19 protein-coding genes are annotated in these 16,542 nt (G+C 64.7%); 6 read left to right on the top strand and 13 right to left on the bottom strand.

Annotation, left to right across the window (positions count from 1 at the left end):
• Positions 1-64 precede the first annotated feature (64 nt).
• Complete coding sequence (locus ACVWYO_RS16780; protein WP_457352698.1) at positions 65-229, bottom strand: hypothetical protein; 165 nt, start codon at positions 227-229, stop codon at positions 65-67.
• Here ACVWYO_RS16780 and ACVWYO_RS16775 point away from each other — a divergent pair.
• Both ACVWYO_RS16775 and ACVWYO_RS16770 read left to right on the top strand, forming a co-directional pair.
• Complete coding sequence (locus ACVWYO_RS16775; protein WP_457348793.1) at positions 228-1,133, top strand: tyrosine-type recombinase/integrase; 906 nt, start codon at positions 228-230, stop codon at positions 1,131-1,133. The genes ACVWYO_RS16780 and ACVWYO_RS16775 overlap by 2 nt on opposite strands.
• Before the next feature lie 7 nt (positions 1,134-1,140).
• On the top strand, positions 1,141-2,334 hold the full coding sequence (locus ACVWYO_RS16770) for an IS91 family transposase (protein ID WP_457348794.1): 1,194 nt from the start codon (positions 1,141-1,143) through the stop codon (positions 2,332-2,334).
• A 582-nt stretch (positions 2,335-2,916) separates the two neighbouring features.
• On the opposite strand, the gene ACVWYO_RS16765 is transcribed toward ACVWYO_RS16770, so the two are convergent.
• From ACVWYO_RS16765 to ACVWYO_RS16755, 3 genes are all read right to left on the bottom strand, one after another.
• Positions 2,917-3,132, bottom strand: coding sequence for a hypothetical protein (locus ACVWYO_RS16765; RefSeq protein ID WP_457352696.1), 216 nt, complete (start codon positions 3,130-3,132; stop codon positions 2,917-2,919).
• A 32-nt stretch (positions 3,133-3,164) separates the two neighbouring features.
• The gene (locus tag ACVWYO_RS16760) at positions 3,165-4,043 is read right to left on the bottom strand and encodes an NmrA family NAD(P)-binding protein (protein WP_457352694.1); all 879 of its coding nucleotides are present in this window, start codon (positions 4,041-4,043) and stop codon (positions 3,165-3,167) included.
• A 159-nt stretch (positions 4,044-4,202) separates the two neighbouring features.
• On the bottom strand, positions 4,203-5,135 hold the full coding sequence (locus tag ACVWYO_RS16755; RefSeq protein ID WP_457352692.1) for an IS5 family transposase: 933 nt from the start codon (positions 5,133-5,135) through the stop codon (positions 4,203-4,205).
• 50 nt (positions 5,136-5,185) lie between these two features.
• Here ACVWYO_RS16755 and ACVWYO_RS16750 point away from each other — a divergent pair, with 50 nt between their 5' ends.
• Positions 5,186-5,812, top strand: a complete 627-nt coding sequence (locus tag ACVWYO_RS16750; RefSeq protein ID WP_457352690.1) for an MFS transporter — start codon at positions 5,186-5,188, stop codon at positions 5,810-5,812.
• Here ACVWYO_RS16750 and ACVWYO_RS16745 read toward each other — a convergent pair.
• The 5 genes from ACVWYO_RS16745 to ACVWYO_RS16725 form a co-directional block, all read right to left on the bottom strand.
• Positions 5,809-6,045, bottom strand: a complete 237-nt coding sequence (locus tag ACVWYO_RS16745) for a hypothetical protein (protein WP_457352688.1) — start codon at positions 6,043-6,045, stop codon at positions 5,809-5,811. The genes ACVWYO_RS16750 and ACVWYO_RS16745 overlap by 4 nt on opposite strands.
• Entirely contained in the window at positions 6,042-6,761 is a 720-nt protein-coding gene (locus ACVWYO_RS16740) for a LysR family transcriptional regulator (RefSeq protein ID WP_457352686.1), read from the bottom strand. The genes ACVWYO_RS16745 and ACVWYO_RS16740 overlap by 4 nt, the downstream gene beginning before the upstream one ends.
• 225 nt (positions 6,762-6,986) lie before the next feature.
• On the bottom strand, positions 6,987-8,261 hold the full coding sequence (locus ACVWYO_RS16735) for a sensor histidine kinase (RefSeq protein WP_457352684.1): 1,275 nt from the start codon (positions 8,259-8,261) through the stop codon (positions 6,987-6,989).
• Between the two features lie 157 nt (positions 8,262-8,418).
• A complete protein-coding gene (locus ACVWYO_RS16730; protein ID WP_457352682.1) occupies positions 8,419-9,096 on the bottom strand; it encodes a response regulator transcription factor in 678 nt (225 codons plus the stop codon).
• Positions 9,097-9,168: 72 nt separating this feature from the next.
• Positions 9,169-10,353, bottom strand: coding sequence for a trypsin-like peptidase domain-containing protein (locus tag ACVWYO_RS16725; protein WP_457352680.1), 1,185 nt, complete (start codon positions 10,351-10,353; stop codon positions 9,169-9,171).
• A 164-nt stretch (positions 10,354-10,517) separates the two neighbouring features.
• Here ACVWYO_RS16725 and ACVWYO_RS16720 point away from each other — a divergent pair, with 164 nt between their 5' ends.
• From ACVWYO_RS16720 to ACVWYO_RS16710, 3 genes are all read left to right on the top strand, one after another.
• Positions 10,518-12,068, top strand: a complete 1,551-nt coding sequence (locus ACVWYO_RS16720; protein ID WP_457352678.1) for a L,D-transpeptidase family protein — start codon at positions 10,518-10,520, stop codon at positions 12,066-12,068.
• A gap of 155 nt (positions 12,069-12,223) precedes the next feature.
• Positions 12,224-12,544 carry a DUF4396 domain-containing protein gene (locus ACVWYO_RS16715; RefSeq protein ID WP_457352676.1) on the top strand — a complete coding sequence of 107 codons (321 nt, stop codon included), beginning with the start codon at positions 12,224-12,226 and terminating at the stop codon, positions 12,542-12,544.
• Positions 12,545-12,608: 64 nt separating this feature from the next.
• A complete protein-coding gene (locus ACVWYO_RS16710; protein WP_457352674.1) occupies positions 12,609-12,776 on the top strand; it encodes a DUF4396 domain-containing protein in 168 nt (55 codons plus the stop codon).
• Positions 12,777-12,838: 62 nt separating this feature from the next.
• Here ACVWYO_RS16710 and ACVWYO_RS16705 read toward each other — a convergent pair whose 3' ends face one another.
• The 4 genes from ACVWYO_RS16705 to ACVWYO_RS16690 all read right to left on the bottom strand — a co-directional run bounded on the left by ACVWYO_RS16705 (position 12,839) and on the right by ACVWYO_RS16690 (position 16,406).
• The gene (locus ACVWYO_RS16705; protein WP_457352672.1) at positions 12,839-13,402 is read right to left on the bottom strand and encodes a hypothetical protein; all 564 of its coding nucleotides are present in this window, start codon (positions 13,400-13,402) and stop codon (positions 12,839-12,841) included.
• A gap of 96 nt (positions 13,403-13,498) precedes the next feature.
• Complete coding sequence (locus ACVWYO_RS16700) at positions 13,499-13,804, bottom strand: hypothetical protein (protein WP_457352670.1); 306 nt, start codon at positions 13,802-13,804, stop codon at positions 13,499-13,501.
• Positions 13,805-13,922: 118 nt separating this feature from the next.
• A complete protein-coding gene (locus ACVWYO_RS16695; protein WP_457352669.1) occupies positions 13,923-14,336 on the bottom strand; it encodes a MarR family winged helix-turn-helix transcriptional regulator in 414 nt (137 codons plus the stop codon).
• A 66-nt stretch (positions 14,337-14,402) separates the two neighbouring features.
• Positions 14,403-16,406 carry a glycoside hydrolase family 97 protein gene (locus ACVWYO_RS16690; protein WP_457352668.1) on the bottom strand — a complete coding sequence of 668 codons (2,004 nt, stop codon included), beginning with the start codon at positions 16,404-16,406 and terminating at the stop codon, positions 14,403-14,405.
• Positions 16,407-16,542 lie beyond the last annotated feature (136 nt).

Below are 16,542 nucleotides of genomic sequence, written 5' to 3'. Positions count from 1 at the left end.
CTAGCAAATGTTGAGTCGCGCGCCAAGCGATTGTCATCACGGGCGATCAGCGCGCACAGCTTCGTTAAGCTGGGAAGACTAAGCCTTCGCTACGTCCGCAAGCCTGCAAAGCACGAAGCCGCTGCGCGGCATTGGTGTTGGTGGTGAGGTAGCGCCTTTGCGGTGAGGTTTGGCCCGGCGGCAGCGGCGGCAGACGATGGAGTTCCTTCAACCAAAGGAACTTGATCATGGCGATTGTACCGATCGAACGACCCGTCACCCCGCTGCGTCAGCGGATGCTCGACGACATGGCGATGCGCGCGATGCGGTCGCGGACCCAGCATGATTATATCCGCCACGTCCGCGCCTTCGCGGCTTTCCTCGGGCGCTCGCCCGATACCGCGACCGCCGAGGATGTGCGCCGCTTCCAGCTTCACCAACGCGAGCAGGGTGTCGGAGAGTCCACGATCAACGGCTCGGTATCGGCACTGCGCTTCCTGTTCGACGTGACGCTCGAGCGACCCGACCTGTCGCGGCGGCTGGTGCTGGCGCGTCGTCCCAGGAAGCTGCCCGACGTGCTGAGCGTCGATGAGGTGGGACGGCTGCTCGAGGCGGCACCGGGCATCAAGTACCGGGCGGCGCTGGGCGTGGCCTATGGCGCTGGCCTGCGCGTGTCGGAGGTCGCGCACCTCAAGGCCGACGATATCGACAGCAAGCGGATGCTGATCCGGATCGAGGAGGGCAAGGGCCGCAAGGATCGTAACGCCATGCTGTCGCCGCAGCTGCTCGAGCTGCTGCGGCTGTGGTGGCGCGAAGGCAAGCGGCGCAGTGTCCTTCTGCCGCACGGCTGGCTCTTTCCAGGGCGCAGCTACACCGACCCGATCTCGACCCGGCAACTGCACCGCGCGGTCTGCGAGGCGGCCGAGGCGGCGGGGATTCGAAAGCGCGTCAGCCCGCACACGCTGCGGCACAGCTTCGCCACTCACCTGCTCGAACAGGACGTCGATATCCGCGTGATCCAGGTGCTGCTCGGGCACAGCAAGCTCGAGACGACCGCGCTCTACACCAAGGTCGCAACGCGCACGATCCGCGCCGTGACCAGCCCGCTCGACCGGCTGATGGCGCTCATGGAGGGCAAGACGCCGCCCGGTTGACGCCCTCGTGCGGACCTCCCTCGAGGTCGCCAACATCTTTCGCGGCGCTGGTCCCGCATATCGAACGGCGCATGCGGGGCACCTGAGCCTGCACCAGCTGAAGGTCATGTCGGCGATCGAACATTGCCGTACCGCCGTCATGGGCGGTCACGTCGAAGCCTGCACCGACTGCGGGCATTGGCGGGTGGCCTATAACAGCTGCCGCAACCGACACTGCCCGCGGTGCCAGGGTGCCGCCGCGCGCGCCTGGCTGGCCGAGCGTGAGGCCGACCTGCTCCCGGTCGGTTACTTCCATGTCGTGTTCACGCTGCCGGCCGAGGTCGCCGATATCGCCCTCCAGAACAAGGCCGCGCTATACGGCCTGCTGTTCCAGGCGGCGTCCGAGACGATGACCACCATCGCCGCCGACCCCAAGCATCTTGGCGCACGCATCGGCATCACCGCTGTCCTTCATACGTGGGGATCGGCGATGACCCATCACCCGCACATCCACATGATTGTGCCGGGCGGCGGGCTGTCGCCCGACGGCAGCCGCTGGGTGTCGTCGCGCCCGGCGTTCCTCTTGCCGGTGCGCGTGCTCGGCAAGCTGTTCCGCCGCCTGTTCCTCACCCGACTGATGGCGCTGCGCGACACCGGGCGGCTCGGCTTCTTCGGAAGCATGGGCCATCTCGCCGACCGGCGTGCGTTCCTGCGCCACCTGTCGCCGGTCCGGAAGAAGAACTGGGTCGTCTACGCCAAAGCACCGTTCGCGGGACCAGAGGCGGTGCTCGCCTATCTGTCGCGCTACACCCACCGGGTGGCGATCTCGAACGGCCGGCTGCTGCGCTTCGACGAGACCGGCGTGACGTTCCGCTACAAGGATTACCGCCGAGACGGAGCCGACCGCCAGCAGACCATGACGCTCGCGGCCGATGAGTTCATCCGCCGCTTCCTGCTCCATGTCCTGCCAAAAGGCTTCCACCGCATCCGTCACTACGGCCTGCTCGCCGGTGCCACCCGCAAGGGGCAGCTCGAGCGGATCCGTGAGCTACTTGGCGTTGCACCGCCGGCCATCACCGATGCGCCGACCGGGCCGGAAGACGTTCGACCGCCATGTCCATGCTGCGGCGGGCACATGGTCGTCATAGAGACCTTCGAACGCTGGCGGCAGCCGCGCGCACCGCCGCAGAGCACCGCATCGACCGGGACGACCACGCCATGACCCCGCATGGCTCAGCTTCATCCCGCCACGCAGGTCTTGCGGTTCCGGCGATGCTGCCGCTCGTGCTGGCAACATCACCGACTGCATCAGCGGCACCTTCAACCTGCGATCATGGGCAAGATGCACCCCGGACACTGCCCCTCGGGACCATGATCTCGGCCGCCGATACGCGCCTCGACAGCCGTCACACGCGCCGCACAGCCGGGCCAAACTCGAAATCCCCATAGCCAGTACACGTGGCCCGCGGCTTCCTGCTTTGGAGGATATCGTACGCCTCACGGCATCCGATTTCCTTCACAATAACCGACACTCCGGTCGCCATTCCTGGTTCCGAGAACCCGCCACTCGTTCAGGTTCGAATATCGGGCCGTGTCGAATATCGTCCGCGTTCGGCTAGCCCACGCCAACCGAACGCAGCGATTGAGGTCAGTCCGTCGAGAGTTGGCGGGCGACGGCCTCGGCCGTGTCTTCGGGCCGCGTATTGAAGGCGATCGCGGCATTGGGTGCCGCTTTGTGGACGAGGTTCACCACGGTCTCGAACAGGCCGAGCCCCTTCGGTGGAAGCCGCAGACCGCCACCGATCTAAGCGGCACCGCGCAGCGCGGTTGCCAGCATCGTGCTGCCCGCGGCGTCCGGCGTAATCATACAGGTGTCCCCCTGCCACCCGCGCTCTCGGATTCTTTCAAGCGCGATGGTGATGCCCGCATTGATCTGGTCGGCGTTGAGGCCGGGTGGCAGCGATGGGTCCGTAAAGTCGACGGTTTCCGGCTTCTGGCCGACAAACAGGATGCTGGTCATGAGAGATCTCCTCGGAGGGACTGTTTCATAGCTCAGGCTGTCGCCCATGCAGCTGCCGCACTCTCGGCGAAAGCGCGATACGAGCGAGGCGCATGGCCGAGCAGAGCGGTGAGGCGCGCGATCTCGGCATCGGTGGCGATCGCACCATCTTGCTGATAGCGCTGCATCATCAGCCGCATGTCATAGGCGAGCCACGCCGGTCCGAACGCTTTCAGCCGATTCTCCAGCGTTTCCAGGTTGTTTTCAGCATAGCCGATCGGCCGCCCCAGCACATCGCTCCACAGCGCTGAGATCGTCTCGCCGGTGAGCACGTCGGGCCCGACCAGTTCATAGATCTCACGCGGCAATGTTGCGTCGGCTTGCTCGCGGCGCAGCAATTCCTTGGCCGCAGCCTCGCCAATGTCGCGGATGTCGACCATCGAAATGCCCTTGTCGCCGATCGGCATTCCGTACACGCCGCCGCCGAGCAGCGCGGCCTTCTGCCGCAAGTCGTTCTGGATGAAATAGGCGGGGCGCAAGATGGTGACGGGCAGCGCTGCGGCATGGATCATGCGCTCGACCGTCACCTTGCTCGCGAAGTGCGGCACGTCGGCATAGGCCTCGCTCTTGAATACCGACAGATAGACGACGCCCGTCACGCCCACGGCGCGCGCCGCATCCAACGTCAGCATCGCCTGCGTCAGCTCATCGGGCGCGTTCGGCGCGAGCAGGAACAGTGTGCTTACGCCGCGAAGCGCGGCGCGAACGCTGTCGATATCGGAAAGGTCGCCTTGCACGGCGGTGACCCCGGCCGGGAACTGCGCCTTTTCCGGCGTCCTCGTCAGCGCGTTGACCTCGGCCCCCTGCCCGTTGAGAAAGGTCAGCACCTGCGTTCCGATCGTGCGCGTGCTGCCCGTTACCAAGATCGTCATGTCGTATCTCCTTGATCGCCGAGACGACCGCTGTCGTCGCTGGATACAAGATAGACGTTTCAAATATCAGCATAAGACGGCATGTTTGAGACACCTCGTCTCCAAATGGCTTTGTTGCATAATTACGCGAGAGCATGACCGACGTTTTACTTGAAGATGTTATTGGATGCGGACGGTCACCGGCGTTCCTATTTCGGAGAACCGATTGAGAATTGCAGCACGGACTTTGAGCTCGGTAATCTGACGATCGAAGGTGCGGGCGACAACGCGCTGGCCCAGGAGTTTGAAGCAGTGCATTTTGGTCTCGACCAGACTGCGGCGATGATAGCCGCTCCACTTTTTCCAGATTGCGCGACCAAGCCGGTTTGTCGCGCGTAGCGCTCCATTGCGTGCATCGACGCCGGGACCGCCTTCTGCCCATGGTTGCCCGTTGCGGCGGACCGGGATGACCGCATCGGCACCGCGCCCGGCAATAGCGGCATGGCAGTCCCTGGTATCATAAGCGCCATCTCCGCCGACGCTGAGTATCCGCTCGTCTCCGGGAATTTGCGCCAGGAGAACGGGCAGCGTCGGTGCGTCACCAATGGCATTCGTCGTGACCTCAATGGCCCGGATATCCAGCGTCCCAGCATCAATCCCGAGATGCACCTTGCGCCACTGGCGACGGTAGGACGGTCCGTGTTTGCGCGTCTTCCACTCGCCTTCTCCCGTCATTTTGATCCCGGTGCTGTCGACCAGCAGGTGCAGTCCGCCCGAGCTGATCCGCCCGCCGAGGTTGACCTTCAACGTCTTCTGCCGTCGGCACAGCGTCGTATAATCCGGCACCGACCAATCCAGCCCCGCCATTTTGATCAGGCTCGAAACCAACCCCGTCACTTGCCGCAAAGGCAGGTTGAACAGCGTCTTCAGCGTCAGGCACAGCTCTATCGCGCTGTCTGAAAACCGCATCGGGCGACCAGGGCGACCACACGGCTTCGAAAGCCAGTGCATCTCCGGATCAAACCATATTTCCAGCGACCCACGCCGCTTCAGCGCCGCATTATACTCAGGCCAGTTCGTCGTACGATACACAGGTGCGGCAGGTTTGGGCATTACGCCTATCTATACCGCTCGATTCCCTGCGTGAATCCCCGCCATCAGTTTTGCAACAAAGCCCGCCCGAACTGTTCGCCGCACCGACCTTCCGCCTCGGCCTGTCGATGACCGTGCTGTTCGCCACCGCGACCAACGGCTTCCTGCTGGTGCTGAGCATGGTGCTGCAACGCGGCCTCGGCATGAGCCCGCTCGACACCGCCTTGCTCCATTTGCCGTTCGGACTGGGCGTGATGGCGGGCATCGCGCTGATCGGACCGCGCGTCCTCCCGCGGGTCGGCGCCCGGCTGCTGATCTTCGGCGCGCTGACGATGGCGCTCGGGCTCGCAGGAACCGCGGCGGCGGTGGCATTCGCGCCGGTGCCGGGCCTGATCGCCGCAGCGCTCGCGCTCAGCGGTATCGGCATGGGCTGCATCACCGGCCCGCTCGGACCGGTCACGCTGGCGCGCGTCGACCGCGGGCATGCCGGGGTCGCCGGCGGAATGCACAATGGCGCGCAGCAGATCGGCGGTGCGCTCGGCGCAGCGGTGGTCGGCACGCTGTTCTTCGCGATCCTCGATCATGGCAGCGCGCAGCGCGCCTTCTTTGGCGCCGTGGTGCTCGCCATCGTGCTGCTCGCCGGAGTAGCATTGCTCGCCCGCTTGCTCCCCAGCGCGATCTTCGCGCCCGAGGGCTAATCCGCTCCAACCTCGGCCCGCACTTGGTTGCGCAGCCACCGCAGGCCCGGATCGGCATCCCGCATACGGTGATGCTGGATCACTTCGGACATTTCGGGAAAAGCGAAGGGCACGGGTGCGGTCACGATCGGCAACCGCGTGCGCATCAAGCGCGCCAGCCGCTCATGCATCAACGTGATCCGCCGCGTGCCGACCACCATCCACGGGACCGCGGCGAAACTCGGGACCGTCACGCCGATCTGCCGAACCTTGCCGATCTGCTCGAGTTGACGGTCCGCAAACACCGCCGGAACATTGGTCCCGAGCAGAACCGCGACATGGTCGAGCGCCAGGAAATCGGATACGCTGATGCGCCCCGCGGCAAGCGCGGGATTGTCCGCGCCCCCCCCCCGACGACGTGCCGCTCGGTGAATAACAGCGCGATTGGATGAGGCGGCGAGGCGAATTCGTGCGGCCTTACGAACAGGTCAATCCGTCCCTCGTCCAGCCGCGCCCGCGTCCGTTCGTCGGGCAGTTCGAGCATGATGCGGCCCCCCGGCGCGATGTGCTCCAGCCGCTGAACGAGCCGCGGAAATACCACCAGCGCGATATAGTCCGACGCAGCGATCCGGAAAATTCGCGGGGAGCGCGCCGGATCGAACGTTCCCGCCGTATCGACGATCGCCCAGACCCCGTCGAGCACCGCAGCAACTTGTGGTGCGAGTGCTCCTGCAAGCGCGGTCGGGAACATCCGTTTTCCCTCCGCCACCAGCAATGCGTCGCCGAAATAGATTCTCAGCCGGGCAAGTGCAGCGCTGACCGCTAATTGGCTCAGGTTGAGCCGTTCGGCCGACCGCGAGACGCCACGCTCCTCGATCAGCACTGCAAAAGCCGCGAGAAGATTAAGATCGAGACCTTTGAACCGCATTTTGCATACATAGCGGATCTGGATGGCGCTGTTTCCAGGCAATCACTCTTACAGAATTCGATTACTGCGCTATCGGTAGCACGCGCCACAACGAGCCCGCCGCCATCGAGAGCATGGACATGAACGAAGGGCCACTTACACCGATTTACCGCCCGAAAGCGGTCAGGCTGTAATCCACCCCTTTCGGCCATTCGCGCCAGATGAGCGCCGTTTGGTCGAAGCGCTGATGACCCGATGGCTCGACCAGAAACGTTAGAGATCAACCTTTCATGATCCGGTGTGGGTTGGGCGCTTCCGAATAAGCGGCTTTTCCGCTCGATCGCGGGTGGCGATGCCCGCGCCTTCGAGTGGGAAGCAAAGTTCGACCCTCAAGCCAGGTAGATTATCGGCAAACCTAAGGTCGGCACGGTGGACACGTGCGACCGCAGCGACAATGCTGAGACCGAGTCCGCTGCCAACCGTCGACCGGCTCTCGTCGAGCCGCCGAAAGCGTCCTAGCGCCTCCCGAACCCGTTCGACGGGAATGCCGCTGCCGCTGTCGGCGATCTGGAACCGCACGCCGTCCGCATCGCTGTCCAGGCGAACTTCGATACGCCCCCCCGTGGGCGTAAACTTGACCGCATTGTCGAGCAGATTCGCCACCAGACGCCCAAGTAGCAGCCGCGACCCGGAAACCGTCGCGGGGGCAAGTGCGGCTGTGACGCTCAGCCCTTTCTCCTCGGCGACCGGCGCATAGAGTTCGAGCGCTTCGGTAATGATCGCGTCGAGCGGTACAGACACGAATGAGGCGCTGCCAGCCGCTTCGGCACGCGCCAGACTGAGCATATCTTCGATCAGTTGCAGCATCGCGTCGAGGTCCGAGCGCGTTTCGGCGACGGCGTCGCGCAGGGTAACGTCTTTGCCCTCTTCCATTTCGGCCAGTTCGAGCCGCGCACGGATTCGTGTGAGCGGTGTCTTGAGATCGTGCGCCATTCCGTCCGTTGCCGCGCGAAGGGAATCGACCAATCGTTCAACCTCGCCGAATGTGCGATTGATCGTCTCGGCAAGGCGATCATATTCGTCACCGCGTTGCGAGACCGGAACGCGCTCGCCCATCGAACCGCCGAGGAACCGCTGCCCGACGTCAGACACGAGCTTGACGAACGCAAGGCCGCGCCTTGCGTACCACCAGCCAAAAAGCAGTCCGAGGGCACCCGTGGCGACCAGACTCCACAACAGTCCCGAGAGATAGCGTTCGCGCAACACACCTCGCTCGTCGGCGAAATCGCCGACAAGCAGGCGCTCACCGTCGTCGAGTACGATCGCGCGCGCTTCCACCCAACGTCGGCTACTGATGCCGCGGGTGTTGGTCACCGCGGTTTCGAACCGATAGAAGCCGCCCTGCTGAATCGCCGCCGGCCAGCCGAGCAGATTGCCGACAATCGGCGTCCCATCGGACAAGGTGAGCAGGTAGAAGAATTCGTGGATGCGGGGAACGGACACCTGGCGCTGGATCGCTTGCGCGACGCCGGGAACGCCATCACTGCGGTAGCGCTCGACCAAGCCGCTGGCTTCGTCATCGACGACTGCTGCCCGGCGGGCGTCGATGGTCTGCGTCGTCTGGACATATTGCAGCGTCAACGCGACGCTGGTCGTAACCAGCGCGATCAGCGTGATCCACAACGCACCGCGCCATGCGGCACTGCGCGCCGGAGACGGGTCAGGCCGCATCGAGCCGATATCCCGCGCCGCGCACGGTGCGCAGCATCGGCGCTTCGCCGACACCGTCGATCTTCGCGCGCAAGCGGCTCATATGCACGTCGATCACATTCGTCCCTGGATTGAAATCATAGTCCCAGATGGCCTCGGTCAGCATCGTCCGCGTAACGACCTGGCCTGCATGTCGCATGAGATAGTCGAGCAGCTGGAATTCCTTATTCAGCAGCTCGATCGAACGGTCGCCGCGTTGCGCACTGCGGGCGAGCAGGTCTAGGCTCAGGCTGCCGACCCTACGCCGGGTGTCGGCGCCCGGCCGATCATCACGCCGCCGCACAATGGCCTCAAGCCTCGCGATGAGTTCCTGAAAAGAAAACGGCTTGGGAAGATAATCGTCTCCGCCCGCGCGAAGCCCGGCAACGCGGTCACTCACCTCGCCGAGCGCCGACAAGAGCAGCACCGGGGTACGGTTGCCTTGCGACCGGAGCGCCTTGAGCACGGCCATACCGTCGAGTTGCGGCAAATTGCGGTCTAGAACGATCGCGTCATAGTCGTGTGTGAGCGCGGCCGTCAGCCCTTCGACGCCATCCGAGGCGACGTCGCAGCTATGCCCGAGTTCGCTCAGTCCGCGACGAACGTAGTCAGCGGTCTGACGATCGTCTTCGACGAGCAGCAGCTTCACGCAAGGCCTCCGGGGAACGAGATGCGGAGGACGCCGACCGTCCCCCGCTAGGCCCGCTCGAGTACGAACCGGTCAGCTATTGTGCTCGCCGCCGATCCGCAAGTCGAGCGCGACCTGACGTCCGTCGCGCACGACGGTGATCGGCACGCGCGCGCCGACCCTGGCATCGGCAACCATGCGCGAGAATGCGCGCGTGTCCTTGACCGACCTGCCATCGAACGAGCGCACGACATCGCCCTGCTTGATGCCGGACAGGGCGGCCGGGCTGTCGATACCGACATCGGCGACCAGCGCACCATCGGTGCCCTTCATCTGCATCGTGTCGGCGATGTCGGGGGTCACGTTCTGCAAGGTGACACCAATATGGCCCCGCGCGACGCTGCCGTGCGCGACGATCTGATCGGCCACCCTCCGGGCCATCATTTCCGGAATGGCAAAGCCGATCCCGACGTTACCGCCTGACGGCGAGAAGATCGCGGTGTTCATGCCCACCACCCGGCCATAGCCGTCGAACAGCGGTCCGCCGGAATTGCCCGAGTTGATGGCGGCATCGACCTGTAGGTAATCGTCATACGGGCCATTGCCGATGTCGCGGCTTCGCGCAGAGACGATGCCCGCCGTAACGGTGTTGCCGAGACCGAACGGGCTGCCGACCGCGAACACGCTGTCGCCAACGCGGATTCGGTCGCTGTCGCCCCACTCGATTGGACGAAAGTCGCCCCTGCCCTCGATCTTGACCACCGCGACGTCGGTCTTGGGATCCTTGCCAAGCACTCGGCCGTCATATTCCTTGCCGTCGCTGAGCTGGACCTTCACCTGCGTCGCACCGTCGACGACATGGTTGTTGGTCAGCACGATTCCCGATTTGTCGATGATGAAGCCCGACCCCAGCGCGCCCTGCAAAGGCGCCTGCTGTGCACCACCCCGACCACCGGGCGCGAATTGCGGTCCGAAGAAGCGCCGCAGCTGTTCTCCCAGACCATCCTGATCGTCCCCTTCGCCGCCATACGCCATCTGCTGCATCTCGGCATGTTTCATGACCTTGATCTGCACAACGCTTGGCCCGACAGCTGCCACCATGTCGGCCAGACCGTGCGGCTGGCCATCACGCAAGGGAGCGACCGCCGGCGCTACCACGCCGCGGGTGGGCGTCGCCGCCTCGGTCAAGGCCAGCGCGCCCGTCGCGCCGACGCCTGCCCCACCGGCAAGCAGAATTGCAGCCAATGCCGGCCGCGCGAAGAGGTTCGAAAGTGGCATCGCCTACCCCGTAAATTGAAGAACAGTGTTAGGGTCTATGCACGACACCGAACATCAGCCTGTGGCGCACATGAATAATTTTTAACGTAAGCTTTTCCGCTGGATATCGGGCCAGGATCCGCGCTCGAAGCGGAGCCAAGACGTGTGTCACTCGTTCGATTGGTATGACCCTGACCAAAACGCGTTTCGCGCTGCGCACTTCATTGGCGGTGCTGCTTCTGACGACCTGCACATCAAGCCCAGCTGCATTGCGACTCGTTCGAAAGTCGGCGCATCCCGTTGCTAAGCCAGCAGAATCGTTTGATGCGACCGAGACGGACTCGCGCAGACGCGCTGCGTCCGGGCACCGCGCGCAACGGCTGGCGTGGTCGGACGCGGACCTGGCGGCATTCCGCGATGTGCTCGGCGACCGGGCGGCGCACGGGCTCGACCATATCGCGTTCCTCCCGCCGTCGATTGATGACTCTGCGACCGCCGGGCGCGATGCCGCGCTCACCCGAAGCGCGCTGCGCTACGCCACCGCACTGGCATCGGGCGCGGTCGACCCGAAAAGTCTGCATGCCTTATACGATATTCCAAGGCCGCAGGCGGATCTTGCGGCTGGCCTCGCGGCAGCGCTACGCCAGGGTCAACTGCGAGAATGGTTCGCCGGACTAGCGCCACAGGACGAAGAATACCGCCAGCTCTCGAAGGCCTATCTGACGTTCCGGCAGGACGCGCAGTATCGCGCGACACCCGCCATCACCGTGTCCGGGGCGCTGCGACCGGGCGATCATGATGACCGCATGGACACGATCGTCCAGCAACTGACTGCCGGAGAGTATCTCGGTGACCCGTCGACGAACGGCGCATTGCCCAGCGACCCGACAGTGTACGGCGAGCCGCTCGTGGCTGCGGTGAAAGCGCTTCAACGTGACTACGGCATCGTCGAAGACGGCATCATCGGGGAGAAAACGCTCGCAATCCTCAATCTCCGCCCGGGCGACCGCGCCCGGTCGCTTGCGGTTGCGATGGAACGCCGTCGCTGGCTGTCGCGCACGCCTCCCCCGACCAGGATCGATGTCAATGTGGCGGCGGCACGGCTCTCTTATTATCGCAATGGAACGCTCGTCGACGAGCGCAGGGTGATCGCGGGGCAACCGGGCAAGGAAACGCCGCCGCTCCTCGCGCCGATCTATCGGCTGGTGGCCAATCCGACCTGGACGATCCCGAAATCGATTCAGAATGGTGAGATGGCGCATGTCGGCGCAGCATACCTCCGACAGCATGACATGGTGCTCCGCAATGGCTGGATCGTTCAGCAGCCGGGCCCGCACAACGCGCTGGGTGTGGTCAAGTTCGACATGAAGGACGACCAGGCGATCTATCTTCACGACACTTCGAACCACGCCCTGTTCGCGCGCAGCCATCGTCATCTAAGCCATGGGTGCGTCCGCGTCGAGGACGCGCCTGCCTTCGCCGAGCGCCTTGCCGACGACGAAGGGATTGGCGAGCGCTGGCGCGCGGCGCAGGCATCGGGCCAGCACCGTTTCGTGCCCCTGCCGCACGAGATTCCCGTGCGGCTGCTGTATCACAATGTTTTTGTCGATCAGCACGGCGGCCTCGCCTTCCGCACCGATCCGTATGACTGGAACCCCGCGGTGGCGACCGCGCTCGGCTTTGGCGAGGGCACGCATATGAAAGCAAAAGCCGAGCCGATCGACGTCGGGCCATGACAGCCATGTTCCCGACGTTGCTCAACATGCTCGCCACCGTGTCGATCGCGCTGGGCGCGCCTGCGCTATCAGTATAGCAATCGATGACATCCGCCGTCCGCAGCCGGTCTGGATCATAAATTTCGTGTAGCCACTGACGCTGGTGTTCGGCCAGCGTGGTGTGGCTGGCAGGCTATTGCGCCTGGGGCCGCGCGTCGATCGACGCTGACACCCCGACACGCGAGCCGCCTTTTCCAATTATCGTCGACAAGGCCACCAGCCATTGCGGCGCGGGGTGTACGCTCGGCGATCTGATCGCCGAGTGGCACGTCTTCGTCTTTCCGACGATCGCGGTTTGGTTCGGGTGGCACACCCTGTTCGCGGAAAGGACCTTTGCGATACCGGTTTCCGATTTCCTGGTCGCGCCAGAGATAGGCGTGATCTTTCCATTTTTCAGCATCGCGCCGATGCGGCACTTGTCACTCGGCGAGGGATGACGCGCCGCGCTACGAGGCCGACATAGCTTCGATCGCGGCATGGGACGTCGGCATGTATGGGTGCATGGAGCTGCTTCAGTCTGTCCGCTTCGCGCACGCTGTCGGTGGGATCGCACCGGTCGACAGCGCGGGATTCTGGTTTGCGATGCACGTCGCAATGCTCGCCGGCTTCGCCACCGCCTCTCCGGTCAACTGGCTGCTGATCCACATCGGCCGGAAAGAAAAGATGTAAGGCCGCGGCGCACCGCGGCCCCAGCAAGTACCACCTGCCCCGTATCGCAGGCCTGCGCGGACTTAGGGCGTCGCGGTCGCAGGGGTGGTCGTCGCCGCTGCGGCGGCGGGGGGCGCCGCAGCGGCGGCGGTGGCAGCGGCATCCAACGCACTCGCGGTCATGCCGATCGTCGGCCCGTTTGCGCCAGCGGCGAGGCCAGCGCGCGGGATTTTGACCAGCTTGCCCGATGTCAGCTTGAGCGTGGCGAACTGGTCGTCGATCGCGGCGATCGTGCCCACGGGCGCCCCCTGCGAACCGACGACCGAAGCACCGGGGACGAGCTTGGTGGCGGCGTCAGCAAGACTCCTGTCAATCGACTCGTTGAGCTGTGCTTGCGTCATACCGAGCAGCAACCGGCCCTTGTCCTGCGCAAAGGAGGTCTTGGCGATCTGCACACTGTGCCGGTCGGTCTTGACCGTAACCGATGTGCCGTCGAACGCGGTCACCGTCCCGATCAGCCCGCCGGCAGACCCTTCGACCCGCATCCCCGGCGCGATCGTCGTGGCTTGCTGCGCCATCGCGCTCGCCGGCACGGCCAAGGCCAGTGCGAGGGCCGCGTAAAAGCCTGATTTCGGGATGAGGGTCATAATCAGTGTCCTTCGATTGTTGATAGCGGTCTATGAGGCCCGGGGGTCTCGACCGAGGGTTAAGCGACCGGCGTCACGGCATCAGGCTCGATCGGATCAGGCGCCTTCACCGAATCGATGGCCGCCGTTGGAGCGCTTCTTGCCCCCGGTAGAGTCAGACGGCGACACCAGCCCGACGGCGGCGGTCAGCGCGCTGAACAGAAGCAGCGTCTGCGCGAATTCGTTGGTTCTGAGCCAGGGATAGCTCAGCATCAGCACAAGCACGAAGGCGAGCACGGGTCCCCATTGCGGACGGTGGACCAGCTTGAACGCCGTCCAGAAAAGCCAGCCGATCCCGCCCGCGCCCAGCGCTCCGCCTGCTGTGACGGTTGCCATCGTCAAGACCATGTGGAGAACATCCATGACTCACTCTCCTTTCGGACCGGAGCGTGAAATGGAGCGAACGACTCGCTTCGTGTCCTAACTTGAATATATGTCGTAACCCGATATAATTCAAGTGTAGGCAGACGAATTCGAGTGTTCAGAGACGATTGAGGATCGCGGTCAATGTTTCGCGGATGCGAACGGCTTCGGCGCGGTGGACGGTCGACATCTGCGTAAGAATGGTCGTCGCTACGGGCGTCAACGCCAGCACTGACCGGCGCCGGTCCTCCTGCGCGCTCTGCTTGGAGAGAAGGTCGAGCGCGACGAGCCGGTCAACCAGTTCGCTCGCGCTGTGCGGCTGGATGAACAGCTGCTCGCTAAGATCGCCGATGCCCATCGTCTGGCCCGGCGCCGCACGGATCGCCAGCAACGCCTGATGCTGTTGCGGGGTGAGGCCCAACCCCTTCGCCGCCCGTTCGCTGAACTGAAGGAAGCGCCGCAGCTCGTAGCGGAACGCGGCCAGCGATTCATAGTCGGCTTGGGAAAGCGAGGGGGCGGCGGCGCTGCTCATCCCGACGCGGTACCGAAGCGGGCATAGCGGTGCAATCCGGCCGCCACGATCCCCACGGTTCGCGCCCTATCGTGCGGGTCGGAACCGGAGCGCCGCGCCGCCATTGGCATGAGCAGCGAGGATCAGGTTCCCCGCCCCCGCGCGTACCACCCCTGCACGTCGATCGATCGCGGTATAGCCCGCGCCGTCGGTCCAGCTGTCGACCTGCCAGCGCCCCTTGCCCAGGAACGCCAGCGGGACCGCGATCTGCCTCGGATGTTCATCGTTGATCACGCCGACGAACCAGTCGCGACCCTTGCGCCGTACGACCGTGATAGATTGGCCGAAGCTGCCGCCGATTGCGCGCGTCTCATCCCATGCGGCCGGCACGAGCTTGAGGAAATCGGCGCCGGGAACCGGGCGATGCGCGGCGTCCTCATACGCCGACGGCGCATCGGCAAGCATCATGAACGGGCTCGGATAGACGACGAACAGCGCGAGCTGTTGCGCGCGCGTCGTCATCACCATCGGCCCGATCGAGCGCTCCTGGAACTGCGCCGGTGCCACGTTTCGGAAGCCGCCCGGCGTGTAATCCATCGGACCGACGATCGCGCGGGTGTAGGCCGCACGGACATTGTATCCCGAGGTCACCTTGGTCGACCAGCGATTGTACTCGAGCCCCATCGCGCCCTCCTGGGTGAGGAAGTTGGGATAGGTGCGCGCGAGCCCGCGCGGCACCATCGCCGCGTGCAGGTCGACCATCAGATGATGCTTCGCCGCCGCGGCGAGCAGGCGGTGATAGAAGCCGACGATCTCCTGGTCCTGGCGATAGATGAAATCGACCTTGATCCCGGCGATCCCGAGCCGTTCGTACAGCGGCAGCGCCTGCGCCATCTGTTTGTCGAGCGTCTCCCAATTGGTCCACAGCCACAGCTTCACGTGGCGCGCGCGGGCATAGCGGACGAGTTCGGGGATATCCACGCCAACCGCATTGCGCGTGATGTCGGCGTTGGGCTTGTTCACGCTTTCGCCCGGCGGGCGCCACGCCCAGCCCTTGTCGATCATCATATAGGGCAGGCCGAAGCGGCCGGCGAAATCGATGAACACCTTATAGGTCGCGTCATTGTGACCCGCGTTCGGTACGCTCGGGGCAAGCGACCCGGACCACCAGTCCCACGCCGCCTTGCCTGGACGGATCCAGCCCGCATCGGCCACGCGCGACGCGCCGGCGAGATCGTCGATCAGCGTCGAGGCGATCAGATCCTCGGGCCGGTCGGCGAGCATCACGACGCGCCACGGCGTCACCACTGCGCCGTGCGCGATCATCACCGGCGGCGCCTTGGGATGCGCCGGGTTGGGCGTCAGCCGCAGCCGCACGCCGCGTCCGTCTTCGGTCCCGGCAAGATAGGCGGCAGCGAAATTCTCGATCCCGCTTTCGCTCAGCGCCAGCGTCTCCCCGCCATGGCCGGTACGGCAGACCAGCGGAATATCGTACAGACCATTGGGTGCCAGCGCGCTCGCCTTGACCGGCGTGTAGTCGCCCTCATGGCTGTTCTTCATTTCGTAATGCCGCACGGCAAGGCACGCACGGTCCTGAGGGAAGCGGAACTGCGTGCGATCGGCCGTGATCGCGACCTGATCCACACCCGGCTGCTGCGGCACCACGATCCGCACCGCGGCGCCCTGATCGCTGACCCGCGCTTCCAGATCGAAGCGCCGCACCGGCGCATGGCGACTTTGCACATGCACCATCATCGTCGTGAAACGCGACTGCACGGGGCCGGCGCGACCCGGCATGGCATAGCGTTCATCCCGCTGGCCGTGATCGACCGCCGTCACTGTGAGGTCGTCGAAGCGTACGGCGGTGCCGCGCGAGGTCATAGCGAGCGCGAGCGTCGATGGCGCGATCATGTCGCGGCCATCGCGGCGCACGCGAAACAGCGGGCTGCCGTCGCGCGCCAGTCCGATCGCCAAGGCAATGCGCCCATCGGGCGACCGGGCGACTTGCGAACGGGCGACGATCGGCTTTTCGCAACCAGACAGCAGGAAGACGCACAAAAGGGCGCAACCCGCCGGTATACGGATCGCCAAGACGGCCTCCTCGTTAAAATTCGAGCGCCCCGCTACGCTATCGCGCGGCGCTTGACGAGAGGCTGCACGCGCTGGATCGATCGCGGAGCGGCCCCTAGCGTTTGCGAACGGTAAAGCGTGTGGCAAGAAGGGAGCG

The sequence above is a fragment of the Sphingomonas sp. UYP23 genome, from assembly GCF_054059235.1.
Note: the sequence above shows the minus strand (reverse complement) of the source record. Positions and strands in the feature narration are given on the sequence as shown.